Source organism: Streptomyces sp. NPDC086766, assembly GCF_044746005.1.
In the GTDB taxonomy this organism is placed as follows: Bacteria; Actinomycetota; Actinomycetes; order Streptomycetales; family Streptomycetaceae; genus Streptomyces.
Genome location: NZ_JBIVBI010000020.1, coordinates 101,735 through 116,824, shown reverse-complemented (window position 1 = coordinate 116,824; position 15,090 = coordinate 101,735). Strand labels below are relative to the sequence as shown.

13 protein-coding genes are annotated in these 15,090 nt (G+C 70.3%); 8 read left to right on the top strand and 5 right to left on the bottom strand.

The genetic code is table 11. The features are described 5' to 3' along the window. From ACIPM1_RS29135 to ACIPM1_RS29125, 3 genes are all read left to right on the top strand, one after another. Positions 1-489, top strand: a 489-nt coding sequence (locus ACIPM1_RS29135) for an MFS transporter (protein WP_402439600.1), incomplete at its 5' end; no start/stop codon positions are given. A 361-nt stretch (positions 490-850) separates the two neighbouring features. After that, positions 851-1,285: a peptidase inhibitor family I36 protein gene (locus tag ACIPM1_RS29130; RefSeq protein WP_402439599.1), complete on the top strand. Its 435-nt coding sequence runs from the start codon at positions 851-853 to the stop codon at positions 1,283-1,285. Further along, positions 1,276-2,262 (top strand): hypothetical protein, encoded by a 987-nt coding sequence (locus ACIPM1_RS29125; protein WP_402439597.1) that lies wholly within the window; start codon positions 1,276-1,278, stop codon positions 2,260-2,262. Before ACIPM1_RS29130 ends, ACIPM1_RS29125 begins: the two co-directional genes overlap by 10 nt. A gap of 371 nt (positions 2,263-2,633) precedes the next feature. On the opposite strand, the gene ACIPM1_RS29120 is transcribed toward ACIPM1_RS29125, so the two are convergent. Next, on the bottom strand, positions 2,634-3,176 hold the full coding sequence (locus tag ACIPM1_RS29120; RefSeq protein ID WP_402439596.1) for a carboxymuconolactone decarboxylase family protein: 543 nt from the start codon (positions 3,174-3,176) through the stop codon (positions 2,634-2,636). Between the two features lie 396 nt (positions 3,177-3,572). Between ACIPM1_RS29120 and ACIPM1_RS29115 the strand changes: the two genes are divergently transcribed. After that, a complete protein-coding gene (locus tag ACIPM1_RS29115) occupies positions 3,573-4,112 on the top strand; it encodes a carboxymuconolactone decarboxylase family protein (protein ID WP_402439594.1) in 540 nt (179 codons plus the stop codon). 913 nt (positions 4,113-5,025) lie between these two features. Beyond that, positions 5,026-5,361, top strand: a complete 336-nt coding sequence (locus ACIPM1_RS29110) for a hypothetical protein (RefSeq protein ID WP_402439592.1) — start codon at positions 5,026-5,028, stop codon at positions 5,359-5,361. Between the two features lie 280 nt (positions 5,362-5,641). Here the strand turns inward: ACIPM1_RS29110 and ACIPM1_RS29105 are convergent, their stop codons facing one another. Next, on the bottom strand, positions 5,642-6,010 hold the full coding sequence (locus ACIPM1_RS29105) for a hypothetical protein (RefSeq protein WP_402439590.1): 369 nt from the start codon (positions 6,008-6,010) through the stop codon (positions 5,642-5,644). Between the two features lie 999 nt (positions 6,011-7,009). On the opposite strand from ACIPM1_RS29105, the gene ACIPM1_RS29100 reads away from it, so the two are divergent. Next, positions 7,010-7,348 (top strand): STAS domain-containing protein, encoded by a 339-nt coding sequence (locus ACIPM1_RS29100; protein WP_402439588.1) that lies wholly within the window; start codon positions 7,010-7,012, stop codon positions 7,346-7,348. Between the two features lie 574 nt (positions 7,349-7,922). Here ACIPM1_RS29100 and ACIPM1_RS29095 read toward each other — a convergent pair. Further along, positions 7,923-8,222 (bottom strand): maleylpyruvate isomerase N-terminal domain-containing protein, encoded by a 300-nt coding sequence (locus tag ACIPM1_RS29095; protein ID WP_402439586.1) that lies wholly within the window; start codon positions 8,220-8,222, stop codon positions 7,923-7,925. Between the two features lie 961 nt (positions 8,223-9,183). Further along, complete coding sequence (locus ACIPM1_RS29090) at positions 9,184-10,824, bottom strand: MFS transporter (RefSeq protein WP_402439584.1); 1,641 nt, start codon at positions 10,822-10,824, stop codon at positions 9,184-9,186. Between the two features lie 568 nt (positions 10,825-11,392). On the opposite strand from ACIPM1_RS29090, the gene ACIPM1_RS29085 reads away from it, so the two are divergent. Next, positions 11,393-12,154, top strand: a complete 762-nt coding sequence (locus tag ACIPM1_RS29085; RefSeq protein ID WP_402439582.1) for a DUF899 family protein — start codon at positions 11,393-11,395, stop codon at positions 12,152-12,154. A 551-nt stretch (positions 12,155-12,705) separates the two neighbouring features. On the opposite strand, the gene ACIPM1_RS29080 is transcribed toward ACIPM1_RS29085, so the two are convergent. Further along, positions 12,706-13,440: a TetR family transcriptional regulator gene (locus ACIPM1_RS29080; RefSeq protein ID WP_402439580.1), complete on the bottom strand. Its 735-nt coding sequence runs from the start codon at positions 13,438-13,440 to the stop codon at positions 12,706-12,708. 230 nt (positions 13,441-13,670) lie between these two features. On the opposite strand from ACIPM1_RS29080, the gene ACIPM1_RS29075 reads away from it, so the two are divergent. Continuing rightward, positions 13,671-14,852, top strand: coding sequence for an IS701 family transposase (locus ACIPM1_RS29075; protein ID WP_402439578.1), 1,182 nt, complete (start codon positions 13,671-13,673; stop codon positions 14,850-14,852). Positions 14,853-15,090 lie beyond the last annotated feature (238 nt).

Genomic DNA, 15,090 nt, shown 5'->3' with positions numbered 1-15,090 from the left:
GGAATGATTGCCCTGGTCGGAGCAGTGACGATGGTCTGCGCCCCGCTCGCCGGCCGTCTGGTGGACCGCTACGGTCCCGATCCAGTGAACCTGGTCTGCATGCTCGGCGTCCTCGTCTCAGCCGTGATCCTCACCCTTGGGGCCCGGGGCGGCACATGGGGTCTGGCCGCCCTGATACTCGGCACGCTGCTCCTCGACACCGCGATGCAGTCCGGCATGGTCGCCAATCAAGTCCGCGTCTACGCCCTGCGCACCGACGCCCGCAGCAGGCTCAACACCGCCTACATGACCTGCGCCTACCTGGGCGGCAGCACAGGTTCCTGGCTCGGGATACACGTCTGGAGCCAGGCTGGCTGGTGGGGCGTGTGCGTGCTCGTCGCGCTGCTCGCCGCACTCGCCCTGGCCCGCCACCTACGGGCGCTGTACACGTTCGGGGAAAGCCCGGCCAGGACCCGTGTCACGCATGCGGATGGCCGCGGGCACCACTGACGCACCAGCCGCTGAGGCGAGACTCCCGGCACCAGCGGCTCTCGAAAGCGGGCGGCGTGCCACCCTCTCACCCGGACGGCGCGCCGTTCGGCGTGCGCGGCCCGGCGTGTGCCCCCGGCCCGCCGGGGGCGAAGCGGCGCGCAACGGGCCGGCCCTCCAAAGGTCTGTCCCTGTGTCGGTCTGCACGGCTGATAACCCTTCCGACCAGCACTTTTCGGCTGGAACGAAAAGGCTAGTGCTACGTCCTCATGGTCGGCCAGGCTGTGAGGCATCGGGACAGCTTCCATCACGGGGCTGTACAGGTTGCGGGCCGTCGGGGACCGGTGGGGAGCCCGGCCGGCCGCCAGGGAGGGGAATGATTGTGAACGCACGTAGGCGCATCGCTGTGGGCCTGCTGTCGGCCGCTTTCGTCAGCAGCACCGTGGTTCTCGCCGAGCCCGCGTCGGCGGGTGAATACTGCTCCAGCGGCTACCACTGCGTCTTCTACGCCGACATCGGTACCTCGAAGCACTCGTACTTCGACAGCGACTCCAACTTCACCAACGACTACTTCGGCAACGGCGCGGTGGTGAACGACAACTTCGAGTCCGCCAGCAACTCCAGCACCGGGGGATACGAGAGCCACTACTACTACGACATCAACTACGGCGGTGGCCTGGTGTTCTGCGTGAACCCCGGGCACACCGTCCACGCCAGCCAGCTCACCAACGACTGGGTCGCGGGCAACCACTCCGCCCAGCAGAACGAGGGCAGCTCGCTGAGGCTGCGCCCCACGACGACGATCACGTGCTTCTGATCCGCAAGCGAGGCGACCGGTGCGCAGGCCGCGAAGCATCGCAGCGACGCGGCCTGCGCACCGCCGGGATCTGGCTGGCGATCGGCCTGGCAGTCGGCAGCGTCTCCGCCCTCACCACATGGAGCAGTGACCGCGGCGTCGACCCGCAACGACGCCCGGTCTCGCTCGACGCGCTGCACCGGCTGCCACCCGTCAACGCGGTCGTCTACTCCTGGGATCCGGCAGGCGCACGCATCACCCGGGCCCAACAGCGCCTGACCGTGGCATGCATGGCCAGGCACGGGCTCAGCTACCGGCCTGCCGCGCCGGCCACAAAGTCCGACGTGGGGCAGGAGTGGCCGACACCCTTCGGGCGGGAGTCACTCGCACCGTACGGCGGCCGTGCCCGAGATGGATCCGAATCCTCGACGGGCCGGAGCGCGGCCTATGGCCGGGCCCTTCTCGGCGACCCCGGCAAGCAGATCACCGCTCACGGCGAGCGGCTCTCTGTGAGCGCACCGGCTGAAGGCTGCCTGGCCGAGGCCGAGCAGCGCATGCTGGGGGACCAGCGGGTGCGGTGGATGCAACTGCAGATCCTGCTGCAGGAAGCACAGCAGGACGCGCTCGGGATGGTCATGCGTGACCGCCTCTTCCGCGCCGCGAACGCCCGCTGGAGTGCCTGCATGCACCGCGCAGGCTTCGAGTTGGCCTCCCCGTCCGAGGTGGCGGCCCACTCGCAGCCCGGGAAGGACGCCGGCAGCAGCCGGCTGCCCCCAGCGGACGTCCGATGCAAGGAGAGGGACGACTACCTGAGCGTCGCCTACACCCGGCTCGCCGTGTTCCAGCGCCGGTGGCTGACCCAGCACCCGGACGTGCTCAGGGACCGTGCGGCACTGGTGCGCAAGCAGGATGCCATCGCCCGCACCCTCCTCGGGGTCGGGACTGCTCGGAGCGACTCCACACGTGGGCCGACCGGAACCGCCGACCGCCGGGGGTGAGCCGCTGGTGCCGTATCGGGCAACGTTCGCCGGTACGGCGGTTTCAGCGCCGGTGCATCAGTGGGTCCAGACGTCCGCGCCGGCCACGTACCTCCTGCGCCGTCTCACGTACGCAGGCGGGCGAGGCCGGGGCGAGCCGGACGACCTCCGTGCTGCCGCCGGTACGCGAAGCTGCGGCCCGGCCCCGCTCCACGCTGCGGCGGGCGAGCACCACATGCGCCCCGCCTGCCGCGAGGAACCGAACCCGTCCACAGGCCGATGCCGCTGGACGCGCCGGTGACCGGGGCGGTCCTGCCGCCCTGGTCGGGCGCGTGTACGGCAGACCGGGCCATGGTGCCCTCCTGGGGCAGGCGGCGCGGACGGTACCGGTGTCAGCGCGCGGCGCCGTACCCGTGATGGATGATTCTTTCGGCCGTCAGGTCGTAGAAGGACGCATCGGACGGCACGGCGGTGGCAAGACCGTTCACGTACCGGTTGAACATGGCGAACGCGGCCGCTATCAGGACCGTGTCGTGGATATGGGTGTCCGTCGCGCCTTCGGCGCGGGCCGCGGCGACAGCCTGGTGAGACACGGGGGCCGCTTTCGCCTGCACCTCGCCGGCCACCCTCAGCAGCGCTCGGAGCAGTGGAGTGATCGGCGCCGTGTCGACGTCGGTGAACACGGCCGCGACCAGCTCCGCACCGCCCTCCAGCTGCGCGGCGGCGATAGCGCTGTGCGAACCGGCACAAAAGGCCGTGCGGTTCAGGTTCGACACGTAGGCGGCGATCAGCTCCCGCTCGCCCCTGCTGAGCGGTGACGGGCCACTGCGCAGCAGCGTCTCGGCGAGTTCCGACAGCACCACGGCGGTGTCCGGGCGCTGGACGAACAGACCGCTGATGCCGGGAAGACCGTTCGTGATCTCGATGTGGGCCACCAGCACGTCCTTTTCCAGGGGCAACAGGCGGGCGCTTCATGGTCCAAACCCGCAGCCGGCGCGATCAACTCCCAGAATGCGGGGCCTGCTCGAGGCCAAGGCGAGGCCCGCACGGGAGGCTGCCGGCGGCCAGAAGAGCCGTCGCAGAGGCCGCCGGCACCGGCGCCGCGACCCGCCGGCACCACCTGGGGCGAGCTCCCGGGTGTCATCGCCTTCCGCCGGCGTGAGGGTCCCGCCGAGACCGCCGGCATGCGCCGCCGGTGGAAGGCCGTCGGCAGGCCTGCCGCGGCGGAGCACGCTGAACGCCAATGCGGCACCGCACGAACGAAGTTGACCCGATCGCCCGCGCCTGCCCACGATGAGGGACCCGAACCCCGCGCAGCAAAGGACACTGTGGTGCCGCACATCGAGATCGCCAGCGACCTCCCGGGCATCAGGGGACTGATGGCCGACCGCCCCGACACGGCCGTCCCCCTCAACGCCCTCGCCGACGCCCTGCTGCGCGGCCCCTCGCCCCTCACCCGCGGCGAACGCGAACTCATCGCCGCCCACGTCTCCGAGCTGAACGCCACCCGCTTTTGCGCCGACACCCACGGCGCGGCCGCAGCTGCCCAACTCGACGGCGGTATCGACCTGGTCAAGGCCGTCCAGCACGATCCGGACACCGCCCCCCTCACCCCGCTGATCCGGGCCCTGCTGCGCATCGCCGCCGAGATCCAGGCCCAGGCGGCCCCCCTCCGCGACGAGACCGTCGCCGCCGCCCGCGCCGCCGGCGCCACCGACACCCACATCCACGACACCGTGCTCATCGCGGCCGCCTTCTGCATGTACAACCGCTACGTCAGCTCCCTGGCCACCGCACAACCCACCGAGCCCGGCTACTACGAGGAGGCGGGCAGGCGGATCACCGCGCACGGCTACGCCGCCGCCGTCTGAGAAAGAAACCGCCTGCCCTGTCCGCCACCCCGCACACTGCGAACAAGGCGCACCGCCGCGCCGTCATTGCCACCGTCGTCGGCAACTTCATCGAATCCTTCGACAGGCTCGGCTACGGCCTCTTCGCGCCCCTGTTCGCCGCCCAGTTCTTCCCCTCCGGCGACTCCCTCACTCCCTCCTCGGCGTCTTCGCCGTCCTCGGTGTCGGTGTCCTGATGCGCCTGCTCGGCGGCGTCCTCCTGTGCCGCTCGCCGGCGGGCGCGGCCGGCGCCCCGCCCTCATGGCGGCCGTCTCCCTCACGGCCGGCGGCTCTCTCCTGATCGGCCTCGTCCCTCGCGCCGTCGCGGGGGCACGGGGCCGGAATTCGAGGCCGGGCGCACACCAGGTGGAAGCGTTTCGCAGGCTCGTGCTCCGCCTCCTGTCGGCCCGTGCGCTGAGGGGGACGGGTCGCAAGAACCCCGTCGTCGCGTGATCCAGGGGCAGCTCGCAGACGTCCGCGCCGCCTGGTGGACACCGCCTCGCCCACCGAAGACACGGCCAAAGCGTGGGCGGAACAGCCAGATACGGCGGCGGTGCGCCCTGGCCGCCTCGCCCCCGCCACAGCGCGCTCTTCGCCGCCGAGCCACCGATCGCCGACAACCGACCTCTGCTGAGCCTCCGCCCGACGGCAGCGCCGAAGACTCCGGCGGAATCCGGCCGCCGGGGCCCCGGGGACATCCGCCCTGCCCGACGTCAGGCGGCGGCCTGCGGCGGACATCCTCGGACCACCAGCGTCGCCCCGATGTGGCCGTACACCGCCAAATCCGCCGGCGTGATCGCCGCCCGCTTCTCCCACCGTGCTGTCATCGAAGCCCGCGTCGACTGCGCCATGTCACACGAATCCACCCGCCGCATGAGGCTGGCACGATGGCCGTATGTCCAGATCACACCGCAGCGGATCCTTCCTCTCCCTCGGGTCGAAGGACTCGATCCTGTCCATCGGCTCCGTGGGATCCGTCCTCTCCGTCGGTTCCGTGGGCAGCGTCCTGTCCGTCGGATCGGTTGGCAGCGTCTTGTCCGCGGGAGCCATCGGCTCCGCCCTCTGCCTGCTCTGCACCGCCTCCTGGTTCAGCACCGGCTCACTGCTCTGCGCCCAGTCCCGCTGGTCCGTCCTCTCCTGGCGCTCCCGGCACGGCTTCAGGGCGGTGGCAGCAGGTGCCGCTCATGTGCCCCGCACCAAGAGGCGACGGTTTCCGGCAGTTTCCCGGTGAGGGTGGCATCTTCTTCCGTCGTCAACTTCTCGCCTCCGGGCGTCGGCGGGGCCGACGGCACTCTGCGCGCCAGGGCCGGTTCCGGATCGCGCTGCCCGTGCCTGGTGCTCGTCGTGCGTCACTCGACACCACTCGATCGGCCGTGGCCGTGGACCTAACGCGTGACTGAGACAGGCCTTGAGGCTCGTCTTCCCGATGCGCAGCATCGTTGTGCGCGGTCGCGGGCGTCGGGCTTGAGGTTTCTTCCCCGAGTGCGGGCCATGGGGGCCGCACCGGCGCACTACCCCTGGGCCGGGGAGTGGCTGTGTACAGCTTCGTTGCATCCTGCCCAGTCCACGGTCGTCGATGGTCTGCCTGTCACCACCGTCAGCGAAGACCGCCGCACCGAAGTCAGCCTCTCCATGAAGACGGCCTGGGCGAAGTCAGCGCCGCCCCGGTACGGACGGCCGTCACCGGGGACGCGCAGCGCGCCGAGAAGGCGTTCCCCAACAGCCGTGGTGAAGCGGGCGTCCTGGTGCTCGACGGTCGAGCCGGGACCGGATCCCTTCAGGTACGCGTCCAGGGCCTCGCCGTCCAGATGTGCCGGCCCGGCCGGTTCGATGGTGCGGCCGGTCCAGCCGGGCGGTCCGGCGGCAGCCGCGCAGTGCACGCTTTCAGAACCGAACGAAACTCGGAGAGGGCCTGGCGCGCGGGCGCCAGCGCGCCGGACGGCTCCTTGGGGCCGCGGGACGGTCTGGCGGGCGGTGCGGTCACACGCGGACGGTTCCGGCACCGTGCGGCGGACGCTCACCCGTGTCTAGTGGGCTGGCGCCCGGTGTCAGGTCGGCTGAGCCAGGAGGGCACCCGGATGAGGACTTCGTGGACGGGGGAGCGTCAGGCGGTGGCGGCGGGCGGCGGGAACGTGGGTGCAGTACAGGTGAGGACCCCGGTCATCACCGGAGACCGAGCAGGGTGCCGATGCAAAGCAAGTGGCCTTTGAAGAGCGGGAGTTCGGTGACCTCGTCCGGGAGATTTCGTTGCTTGTCGGCGAGGTCGGCCGTCGTCTGCACGCCCGCCGCCTCCAGGCCGGCATCGGCGGGGTGATCGACGATGGCATGCAGGGAGGTCGGACCCGGACGCCGTTCGCCGTGATGCTCGGTGGCAGTGGCAGTGGCAGTGGCAGTGGCAGTGGCAGTGGCAGTGGCGGTGGCGGTGGCGGTGGCGGTGGCAGCGCTGCGAGTGCGTCTGAGTGTTGTGCCGCTGCCGCATCTTGCTGCCGGTGACCACCGCGGCAGGTCCGAGCGCGTGCACCCGTTCGGTCAGGGCCTCGAAGTCATCGGTGTGACCGGGGGTTATCTGGTACTGCGCAGGTCGGGGGGCCGCAGCAGGCCGGGCGGCACCTTTGGGGTGCTCTGGTTGCGTACTGCTGCAGGGCCGACTGCGCGGAAAGCGGCTGGGACGTCCCGGGCGGGGGCGTAGGAGTCCACGAGTGGCCACCGGCGCAGCGCTCCGTCTTCATGGCCTGGCAGCGTCCCGGCGCCGAAGGCCACCGCGCGTCGTGTACCCGGTCGGAGCCGGCCGCTCCCACTGTTGCGCGTGGGGTGCCGCGGCGGGCTTGGCCCTCGGTCGGTGTCGATGAGTCCGGGGCTTCTCAGAGGTCTTGGTGTGTATGGAATCCATAGAGTTCTGTCTGGGGCCGCTTCCGTTGGGTGCGGGGGTGTTTTTGACCGATCAGTTGGCTGCGCTGCTGACTGATCGCCCTGACGCGGGGGTCGTCGTCTGTGATGTGTCTGCTGTGGAGCAGCCGCGGGCGGTCGACCTCGACCACCTTGCTCGGTTGCGGCTGACGGCCCAGCGCGCCGGTCGGACTCTCGTTCTGCGGGGTGTGGGGCCACGGCTGCGGCTGCTGCTGGTGTTGGCCGGCCTGGACGAGGTGTTCGGTGCCCAGGCCGGTGGACTGTGGGCTCCTGACGGTGCTGGTGGTCAGCCGCCGGGGAAGTCTTGGTAGCGGCAACGCTTGCCGGGGCCGCTCCTTGTGGAGCCCTCAGGCTCGGACGTGGGTGTGCCGGTGTGCCTTCGGAGTCGGCCGGCCGTCCGGCGCGCGGGGGTGGGGGATTGCGACGGTCGTGGTGGCCGATGCGTGGGTCGTGGTCCCACAGGCGTGGGGGTGTCGGGGTCTTGGCGGCGGGTTTCCGGCGTATCTCCTGCGCAGGCGGAATATCGGGGTGGTCGGAACGGTGTCGTGGATCTCCGTGTCGGTGGCGACGGCGCCGTGGACGGTTCCACGTCTGGCTCTTCGCCCTGCCGTCCACGGTGTTGGACGCGTCGGCGCTGGCGAGGTGCTCTGCGAGTTGTTGCGAGAGGGGGGGACGTGGTGGTGCGGATCTCGCCGGCCCGGGCCGTTTCCCGGGACGGTTGCGGCGGCGCGGGTGTGGCGTGCGTTCGGGGTGGTGGGGCGCAGGGCGCTGTGGTGGCGGGTGAGCTGCTTGTGGCCGGTAGGTGCGGCGCGTGTAGGGCGCTTGGTGCGGGCTGAGGGGCCCGGGGGTTGCGAGGCGGGGCGGGTGTGCCTGGCGGGGGTTGGTTCAGTGAGGCCTGCTGAGGGGGTCTGCAGGGGGCTGGTCTTGCCGGGGCGGGGGGAGGTCGGGAGTATCGCCCAGGCCGTTGGTGGTGACTGTCTGGTAGATCTGGAACAGATGGCCGAGCAGGTCGCGCACGGTCCAGCCCAGGCATGCGGGCACGGGAAGGTCCGCGTCCGCCGGGTGCTGCCGTGTGAGGCTGGCGGTGTCGATTCGGGCAGTGCGGTAGGCGGGTGTGGAGAGGGAGTCGTGTTGCTGGGCCTCGGTCATGGGCAGGGGCCCCTTCAGGGTCGGGAGGAATCGCAAGGGGGAGGGGTCCTTGGTTGCGCAGCCGGTGGATGGTGCCGCCGGTCGGGTCCGCCGGAGGCCGGGCTGGGGTGCCGCCGCCCGTCGGCGCGTTCTGGGCCAGGGGCGTGGCGCAGGTGCAGGTGCAGGTGCAGACCGCGCCGTACTCGGCGGGGATGTGCCGGGGGGCCTGGTGCCCGGGTTCGTGCGCCGCGCGAGTGGCGGCTGCACCGGCCCGGAAAGGGAGACGGTGGGGGTGCGGCCCGTGACGTCGCCGACGGTGGGGAGGTGGCCGGGCGTCGTCGGGGTGTGTTTCGGGCCGGAGTGCCGCCCTGGTGGCCTTGCGGGGGTCGTGATGGGCCGGGTGGGGGGGCTCGGCGGTGTCCTGGACCTCGCCGTTCGGAAAGCCGCCGCGCTGCCGCAGCGGCAGCGGTCTTTGCGGTTCGTGGCGCGGGCGTGTGTTCTGGTCGCCGTCGAGGGGTGTGGAGCCCGGGCGGAGCAGGCGGGCAGTTGATCACCGCCGCAGAGTCCGCCTCCTGAGGGCGTCGCGCGGTCGTCTGTGCGGCTGCTGTGGTGGCCGGGCAGGTCTTGCCGGGGGTGCCGATCGCAGTCGTCTTGGGAGGAGTTCCAGGCCGGAAGCCTGGCGTGCACGGTGGGGGCGTGGACGATGCGGGGGCCTCGAGGACCGGCGCTGTGCCCCGTGTGCCGGTCCTGGGCATCCCGCTGCGTCTTCTGGTGCCGGTCGGGCAGGCCGGCGCAGCGGGCAGGACTGCGTCCGTGTCCTTGACGGCCCCGGCCCCGGCGGTCGCGGCGGTGGCGTCAGCCGCCGCTGTCTGCGGGGCATCCGGCTTCACTTTGAGGGGACGCAAAAGGCTTGTTCCGCCCGGCCCGGTTCGCGGACCGGCAGTTCGACGTGTGCCCCGCGCCGGACCGAGTCGGTCACGGGGGTGAGCGCCCGGGAAGGCGGTGCCACCTGTCCCGGTCACGGCCGGGAGGACATCAGCTCCCGGTGGATGTCCTCGAGCCCGCGGGCCCTGGTCTCCGGTCCGACCCGCAGGAAGACCAGTGCCGCCAGGAGCAAGGGCACCGCGCCGATGAGGGCGGTCGTGCCGATCGAGGGCACGGTCGCGGCCGCGACGGTGAGCGAGAGGATCAGTACGCCGCCGGCTTTGGTCATGCCGGCTGCGAACCCTGAGCCGCGTGAGCGCACGAGTGTGGGGTACACCTCGGCGGCGTATCCCGCCATGACGGCGACGACGGAGCTGACTCCGGACAGGGGTACCACGAGGAGCATGGAGAGCAGCAGGTGGTCCTTGGCCAGGGCATCGCCCGCCAGGATGAAGCCGATGAGGGTCAGTCCCGTGACGCCGGACACCGTGACGAGGGTTTTCCGGCTGCCCCAGACGCCGTACATCCACGCGGTGAGCACGGTCAGGGGCAGGCCGATGAGCGCGCTGTTGCGGACGACGTAGTCCGAGTTCACTTCCGAGTAGCCCAGATGCTGCAGGTTGGTGGGCACCCACAATTGGAAGCCGAAGGTCATCAGTCCGGCACCGAGGCCGAGGATGGTGATCGCGACGGTGGGCCAGAGAAGAGGACGGCGCAGCAGTGTCAGGTAGCTGCCGCGTTCGACCGCTTCGCGGACCGCGCTCTCCTGCTCCTCGCGTTCCTCGGCGACCGCGCCGTAGCGTGCGAGCACTTCTTCGGCGTCCTTGCGGCGGCCACGGGCCAGGAGGAACCGCGGCGATTCGGGGATCCACCGGTTCAGGGCGATGAAGAGCAGTCCGGTCGGCAGGCCGAGCAGCCAGAGGATCCGCCAGCTGTAGGTCGGGGTGAGTTGGGCCGCGAGCCAGCTCGTGATGACGTACGCGCCCGCGATGTCGCCGCCGATGAGCACCATCAGCCACCCTCGGTGCCGGGCCGGTACGGTCTCGGCGAGCAGGGTGAACGTGATGGGCAGCATGCCGCCGGCGCCGATGCCCATGAGCATGCACATCACCAGGTTCCAGAAGAACCCCGGCATCGCGCCGCAGATGGAGGTGGTCACGAAGAGCATGCCGGCGAAGAGCAGGGACGCCCGGCGCCCGATTCGGTCTCCCAGCCACCCCCAGAGCAGGGAACCGATCACCGTGCCGGTGATGCCGGCCAGCGGCAGCCAGGACACGGGGATGTGCCCGTGCGGGTTCATGGGCGACTTCAGGCCGTACTCCTGTGCGACCCCGGGTGCGACGAAGGACAGGGTGGTCGGCTTCATCACGTCGATCGTCACGGCGATCGCCAGGACGATCAGGAGGGCCACGTGCTGGCCTCTGATCGGCGCGTCGTCGAGGGTGTGGATCCGGATGCGCGCAGAACTGTGCCGGATCTGATTCGCGTGGCGCGGCACGAGGCCGTACAGCACCGCGAGCAGTCCTGTGCCGATCAGCATCATCCCGACGATCATCGGTGTGTCGGGCCGCATGCCGTTCATGTGGTAGCCCATGCTCCGGGCGCTCACATACATGGGCAGGTGCAGCAGGACACCCGCGGTGCAGGCGAGGGTGCCGGTCCAGAAGGCCAGCGGGTGCTCGAAGCCCCGGTGGGCGGTGCTGCGGTCGCGGGCTCCTCGTCCTGTGCCGGACACGAACACGGGCATCCTCCAGTCGCGTACCGATGGGCTGGTGGAGCCGAGATCGTCGGCGCCGCTGTCATCGTCGGGCAACGCAGGGGGTGATGGCTTCTCACAGATTGCTCCGTGCGCTTCTTTTCGGGGCCCTGTCCGGTCTGCGGGAGCTTCCTGCGCGCGCGGGCGACCACGACGACCCGGTCCCGCCTTGAGCCGCGCGGCCGCGACCTGGTGGGCCGCCGCGGCTCGCGTCGGCCGACGCCCGCGGGCGGTCCCGGCGAGCCGTTCGCCGGTGCGTTGGGGCCGTGGTGTGCCGAACCGGGCGACGGATTCATCCCTGTGGCTGCGGGCGCGGCGCCCCGCCGCTGCGGCCCGGACAGGGGGGAGCCGTGGTTCACCTCGCGTCGACTGGCAACCTCACCGAGCGCGAGGCGGACGGGACGACGCCCACCCGGCGAGAAACACATCGGGATGCAATACGTGATTCGCTCATGTGGAACGCCCGCTCGGAAGCCGTCCGCATTCCGTTCAGCGGTCTTGATCCGTCGAGCGATGAGTTTCTGCGGCCGGCAGGGTCAGTACGGACATGACTGCACTGAACATGCCGCCGGTCGTCTCCCGCACGGAGTGGCTGGCCGCGATCGACACCCTGCGCGGCCGGGAGAAGGCGCACACCAAAGAGGGCGACGCGATCGCCGCCGCGCGGCGACGGCTGCCCATGACCGAGGTGGACCCATCGACTCCGCTCGTCGCAGGCAGCGGTACCGTCCCCCTGCTCGACGTCTTCGAGGGGCGCACCCAGCTGTTCGTGTCGTATCACATGTGGCACGACGGCCGCCCCGCCGCCGACCAGTGTGAGGGCTGTACCTTCTTCACCGGCCAGGTCCGCGAACTGTCCTATCTGCACCAGCGTGACGTCACCTTCGCCGTCTTCTGCCAGGGCCCCTACGAGGAGTCCGACCGGTACCGCCGCTTCATGGGCTGGGACATGCCCTGGTACTCCGTACCCGCAGAGTCTCACGAACGGCTCGTCGCCGGGCGCCCCTTCGGGATGAAGGCGTGCTACCTGCGCGACGGGGACCGCGTCTACGAGACGTACTGGACCATCGGCCGCGGCGTGGAGGCCATGGCGCCCTCCTACGGGATCCTCGACATGACCGTCCACGGGCGGCAGGAGACCTGGGAGGACTCCCCGGCAGGCTGGCCGCAGCCGTACGAGATCCTCGGCCAGCAGTTCCGCAAGGACGGACGGCCGACCGCGCAGTGGGCCCGGATCGCCGCCGGGCACGACGACGACATCCTCGGCGGACGGGTCGGCACGGGCGGTTCGGGCCGTTGCTGCTCCTGAAGCCGCAGCGGACGGCGAAGCGGCTGCCGCGGGCCGCCCCTCGCCGACGAGGTGACCGGCCGTCGCGGCGGTGACACGCACGGTCGGCCGGGCAGGAACGGCGCCAACTCCCGCCACGGCAAGCGGTCCAGGGACGAGCGGCCCGGTCGGGATCGAGGTACCTCGGGAGCGTCAGGGCGGCTTCGAGTGGCAGAGCGCAGGGAAGTGACAGCGTCGTCCCACCGGCGTCGCTTCCCTGCTGCACCGGGACCTGCCCGGCGATCGTGTGGCTCTGGGAGAACTCCTGGGACGGTTCACGCCGTTCCTGCGTCTTCGGCGCCGGGGATCCGCCGGGTCGTCCGCTTTGACGCGACCGGTTCCGGCACCGCCCGCATCTGCCGGGCGGTGCCGGAACCGCGGCCGCTTCCCCTCAAGCAGCCGCGTTGAGATGCGTCTGCCTCACCGTCATGAGCCCGGCCCCGGCCGGCACCGGCCGGCACCGGCCGCGCGCGGCGGACCAGCCGTGGGAAGCGGGACCTCCAGGCCTTCGGCGTCGTTTTCGGCGCAGGCTCTCAGCGGCCCGCATCGGGCTCACCCGCCACCCCGGTCACCTCATTGAGTTGACAGTCCCCGGTTCGGCAGGGCGATCGCTGCCGTCCTGGCCGGGGTTCGGGGCCGGTGGTGACGCGGGCGGCCGGAGTCACCCGTCTCGTTTCCCGCGGCACATGAGGACAAGGGACGTCAGGGGGTGTGATGCCGTTGAGAGCGAGGTTCCAGCTGCGTTGGAAGAGCGCGGTTGTGTTGCTGTTGGCGGTGGCGTGGAGGTGTTGGGTGCCGTTGAGAAGGAGAGTGATGAGGGTGGTGACGTCGTCGGGATGGATGGTGCTGTTGAGATGGCCGCTCCTGTGGGCTTCGAGGGTGAGGCGGGTGGCTGCGGGGAGCCATAGATATGTCCAGTTGGTGCGGGCGCGTTCGCGGGAGAGGCGTACGGCGCAGCGGACAAGTGGGTCGCTTTCGAGTAAGTGACTGAGTGCGGTAACGAGGTCGGTGAGGCTTTGGAGGGGGGATGCGGTTTGCGTGTTGATGCGTTGGACGACGGTGCGGGTGGTGCTCCAGCCGTCTTCTTCGACGGCGTCCGCGAGTGCGGCTTTGCTGGAGAAGTGGAAAGTGAGTGCGCCCATGGAGATGTCGGCCCTCTTGCAGATCTGCGACAGGGAGGCGCCGTGGAAGCCGTCTGCGTTGAACGCGTGGGCGGCGGCTTTAATCAGGAGTGTGCGAGTGCGCAGTGCCCTCGCCTGCTTGACCATCTACTCTCCGCATCTGTCCGGCTTTTGCGTAGGGATCAGACTGGTGGGCCCGGGGGGTCGGGGCAAGTCGGAGTTGGCTGAGTAGTACGGCGGAATCCTTATGGCGGACATGTGTGCTGAACGCGTGGCGAAGTGGACCGGACGGGACATGGAGGGGGGTGAAAAAAAGAGGGCGCCCGCTATTCTTTCTGGGTGTTCGCCCGTCACCCGGCCGACAGGGGAGTTGCGCTGTGCTTACGTCTCGATCGCTAGGGCCGCGGGCCTCGTCCTTTGACTTCGCGGAGCAGGTTTTCGGTCATTTGCCGCGTGCTGACCAGCGCCGTTGGGCCCATGCCTACCTGATGGCACTTCTGCGTACGCCAGGGAAGAAGTCGGTGCGCAGGCTTGCTCAGTCTCTGTCTGATTCGGCCACGGCGGCGCAGTCGTTGCATCAGTTCGTCAATGCCAGTCCCTGGCCGTGGGAGCCGGTGTGCCGGAAGCTGATGCGGTGGGCGGAGCAATGCACGGTTCCTCGTGCGTGGACTGTCGATGTGGCTGTACTGCGTAAGCGGGGGGAGCATTCCTGTGGTGTCCACCGACGTTTCATCCCGGGCACCGGGCGATCGGTCAACTGTCAGATAGGCATTGGGGCCTTTGTGGTCACGGACCATGATGCGCTGCCGGTGGGCTGGCGGCTGTTGCTGCCCAGGATCTGGATCGAGGATTCTCAGCGCCGCACCCGCACGCGTATTCCGCCAGACGCCGCTACGCGGAGTCTTGAGGGGGGCGCCCTGGACCTTATCCGGGCGATGGGGGACCGGACGCAACTGGCCGAGGTGCCTGTGGTCGCTGATCTGAGTACGCATTGCGGGACCAGTACGCTGGCGCGTGGGTTAAGTCTGCAGGGGCGGGATTTCGTCATCGGGGTGCCGGCGAGTCTGCCGGTGGTCGCCGGCCGGCAGCTGCGGGCCCAGCAACAGGACGGCAGTGGATGGCCGGCGGTCATGGATGCGGGCAAGCTCTTCGATCCTGTCCACAGTGAGCGCGCGGGCCTGGATGTGTACACCTCGCGCGAGGGGCAGGCGAACGCCCCGCTCATCCAGTCCAGCATCGTGCATCTTGCGGGGCGGGGAGCGGATCCTGCTGTCCAGCGGAGTTACCGCCTGCTCGGCATCCGTTCCCCCCGGTCGGGCCGGCCGCTGAACCTATGGCTGACCAGTATGGTGAACCGGCGTCTCGATGAGGTCGTGGAGCTGACGCAGTTGCAGGCACGGTCGGTGCAGACCCTTGAGCGGCTCGAACAGGATTACGGACTGCTCGACTTCGAGGGCCGCTCGTATCCGGGCTGGCATCACCACATGGCGCTGATGTCCGCTGCCTACATGCACCGCCGGCTCAACCTGCCGGACTCCTGGACGCCCCAGAGCCACTGACCGCGGGCGGGGACGACGAGGCGGCCCCGCCCTGCCGGCGTGTTCGGCGATCCATGCTCGCCCAGTCCGTGCCCGCACCGCTTCCCGGCCTCACAACGGAAACATGACGCGACGTCGCAGAGGGCAGGCGTCAACCGGCGTGATCCGCTTCATGCCCTGCCCTGACCGAGAAGGACGTGCCGTACTCCGGTCCTCTCCCCGCCCTCAGAACCCGGACCGCTTCCATCAGCGTCCCGTT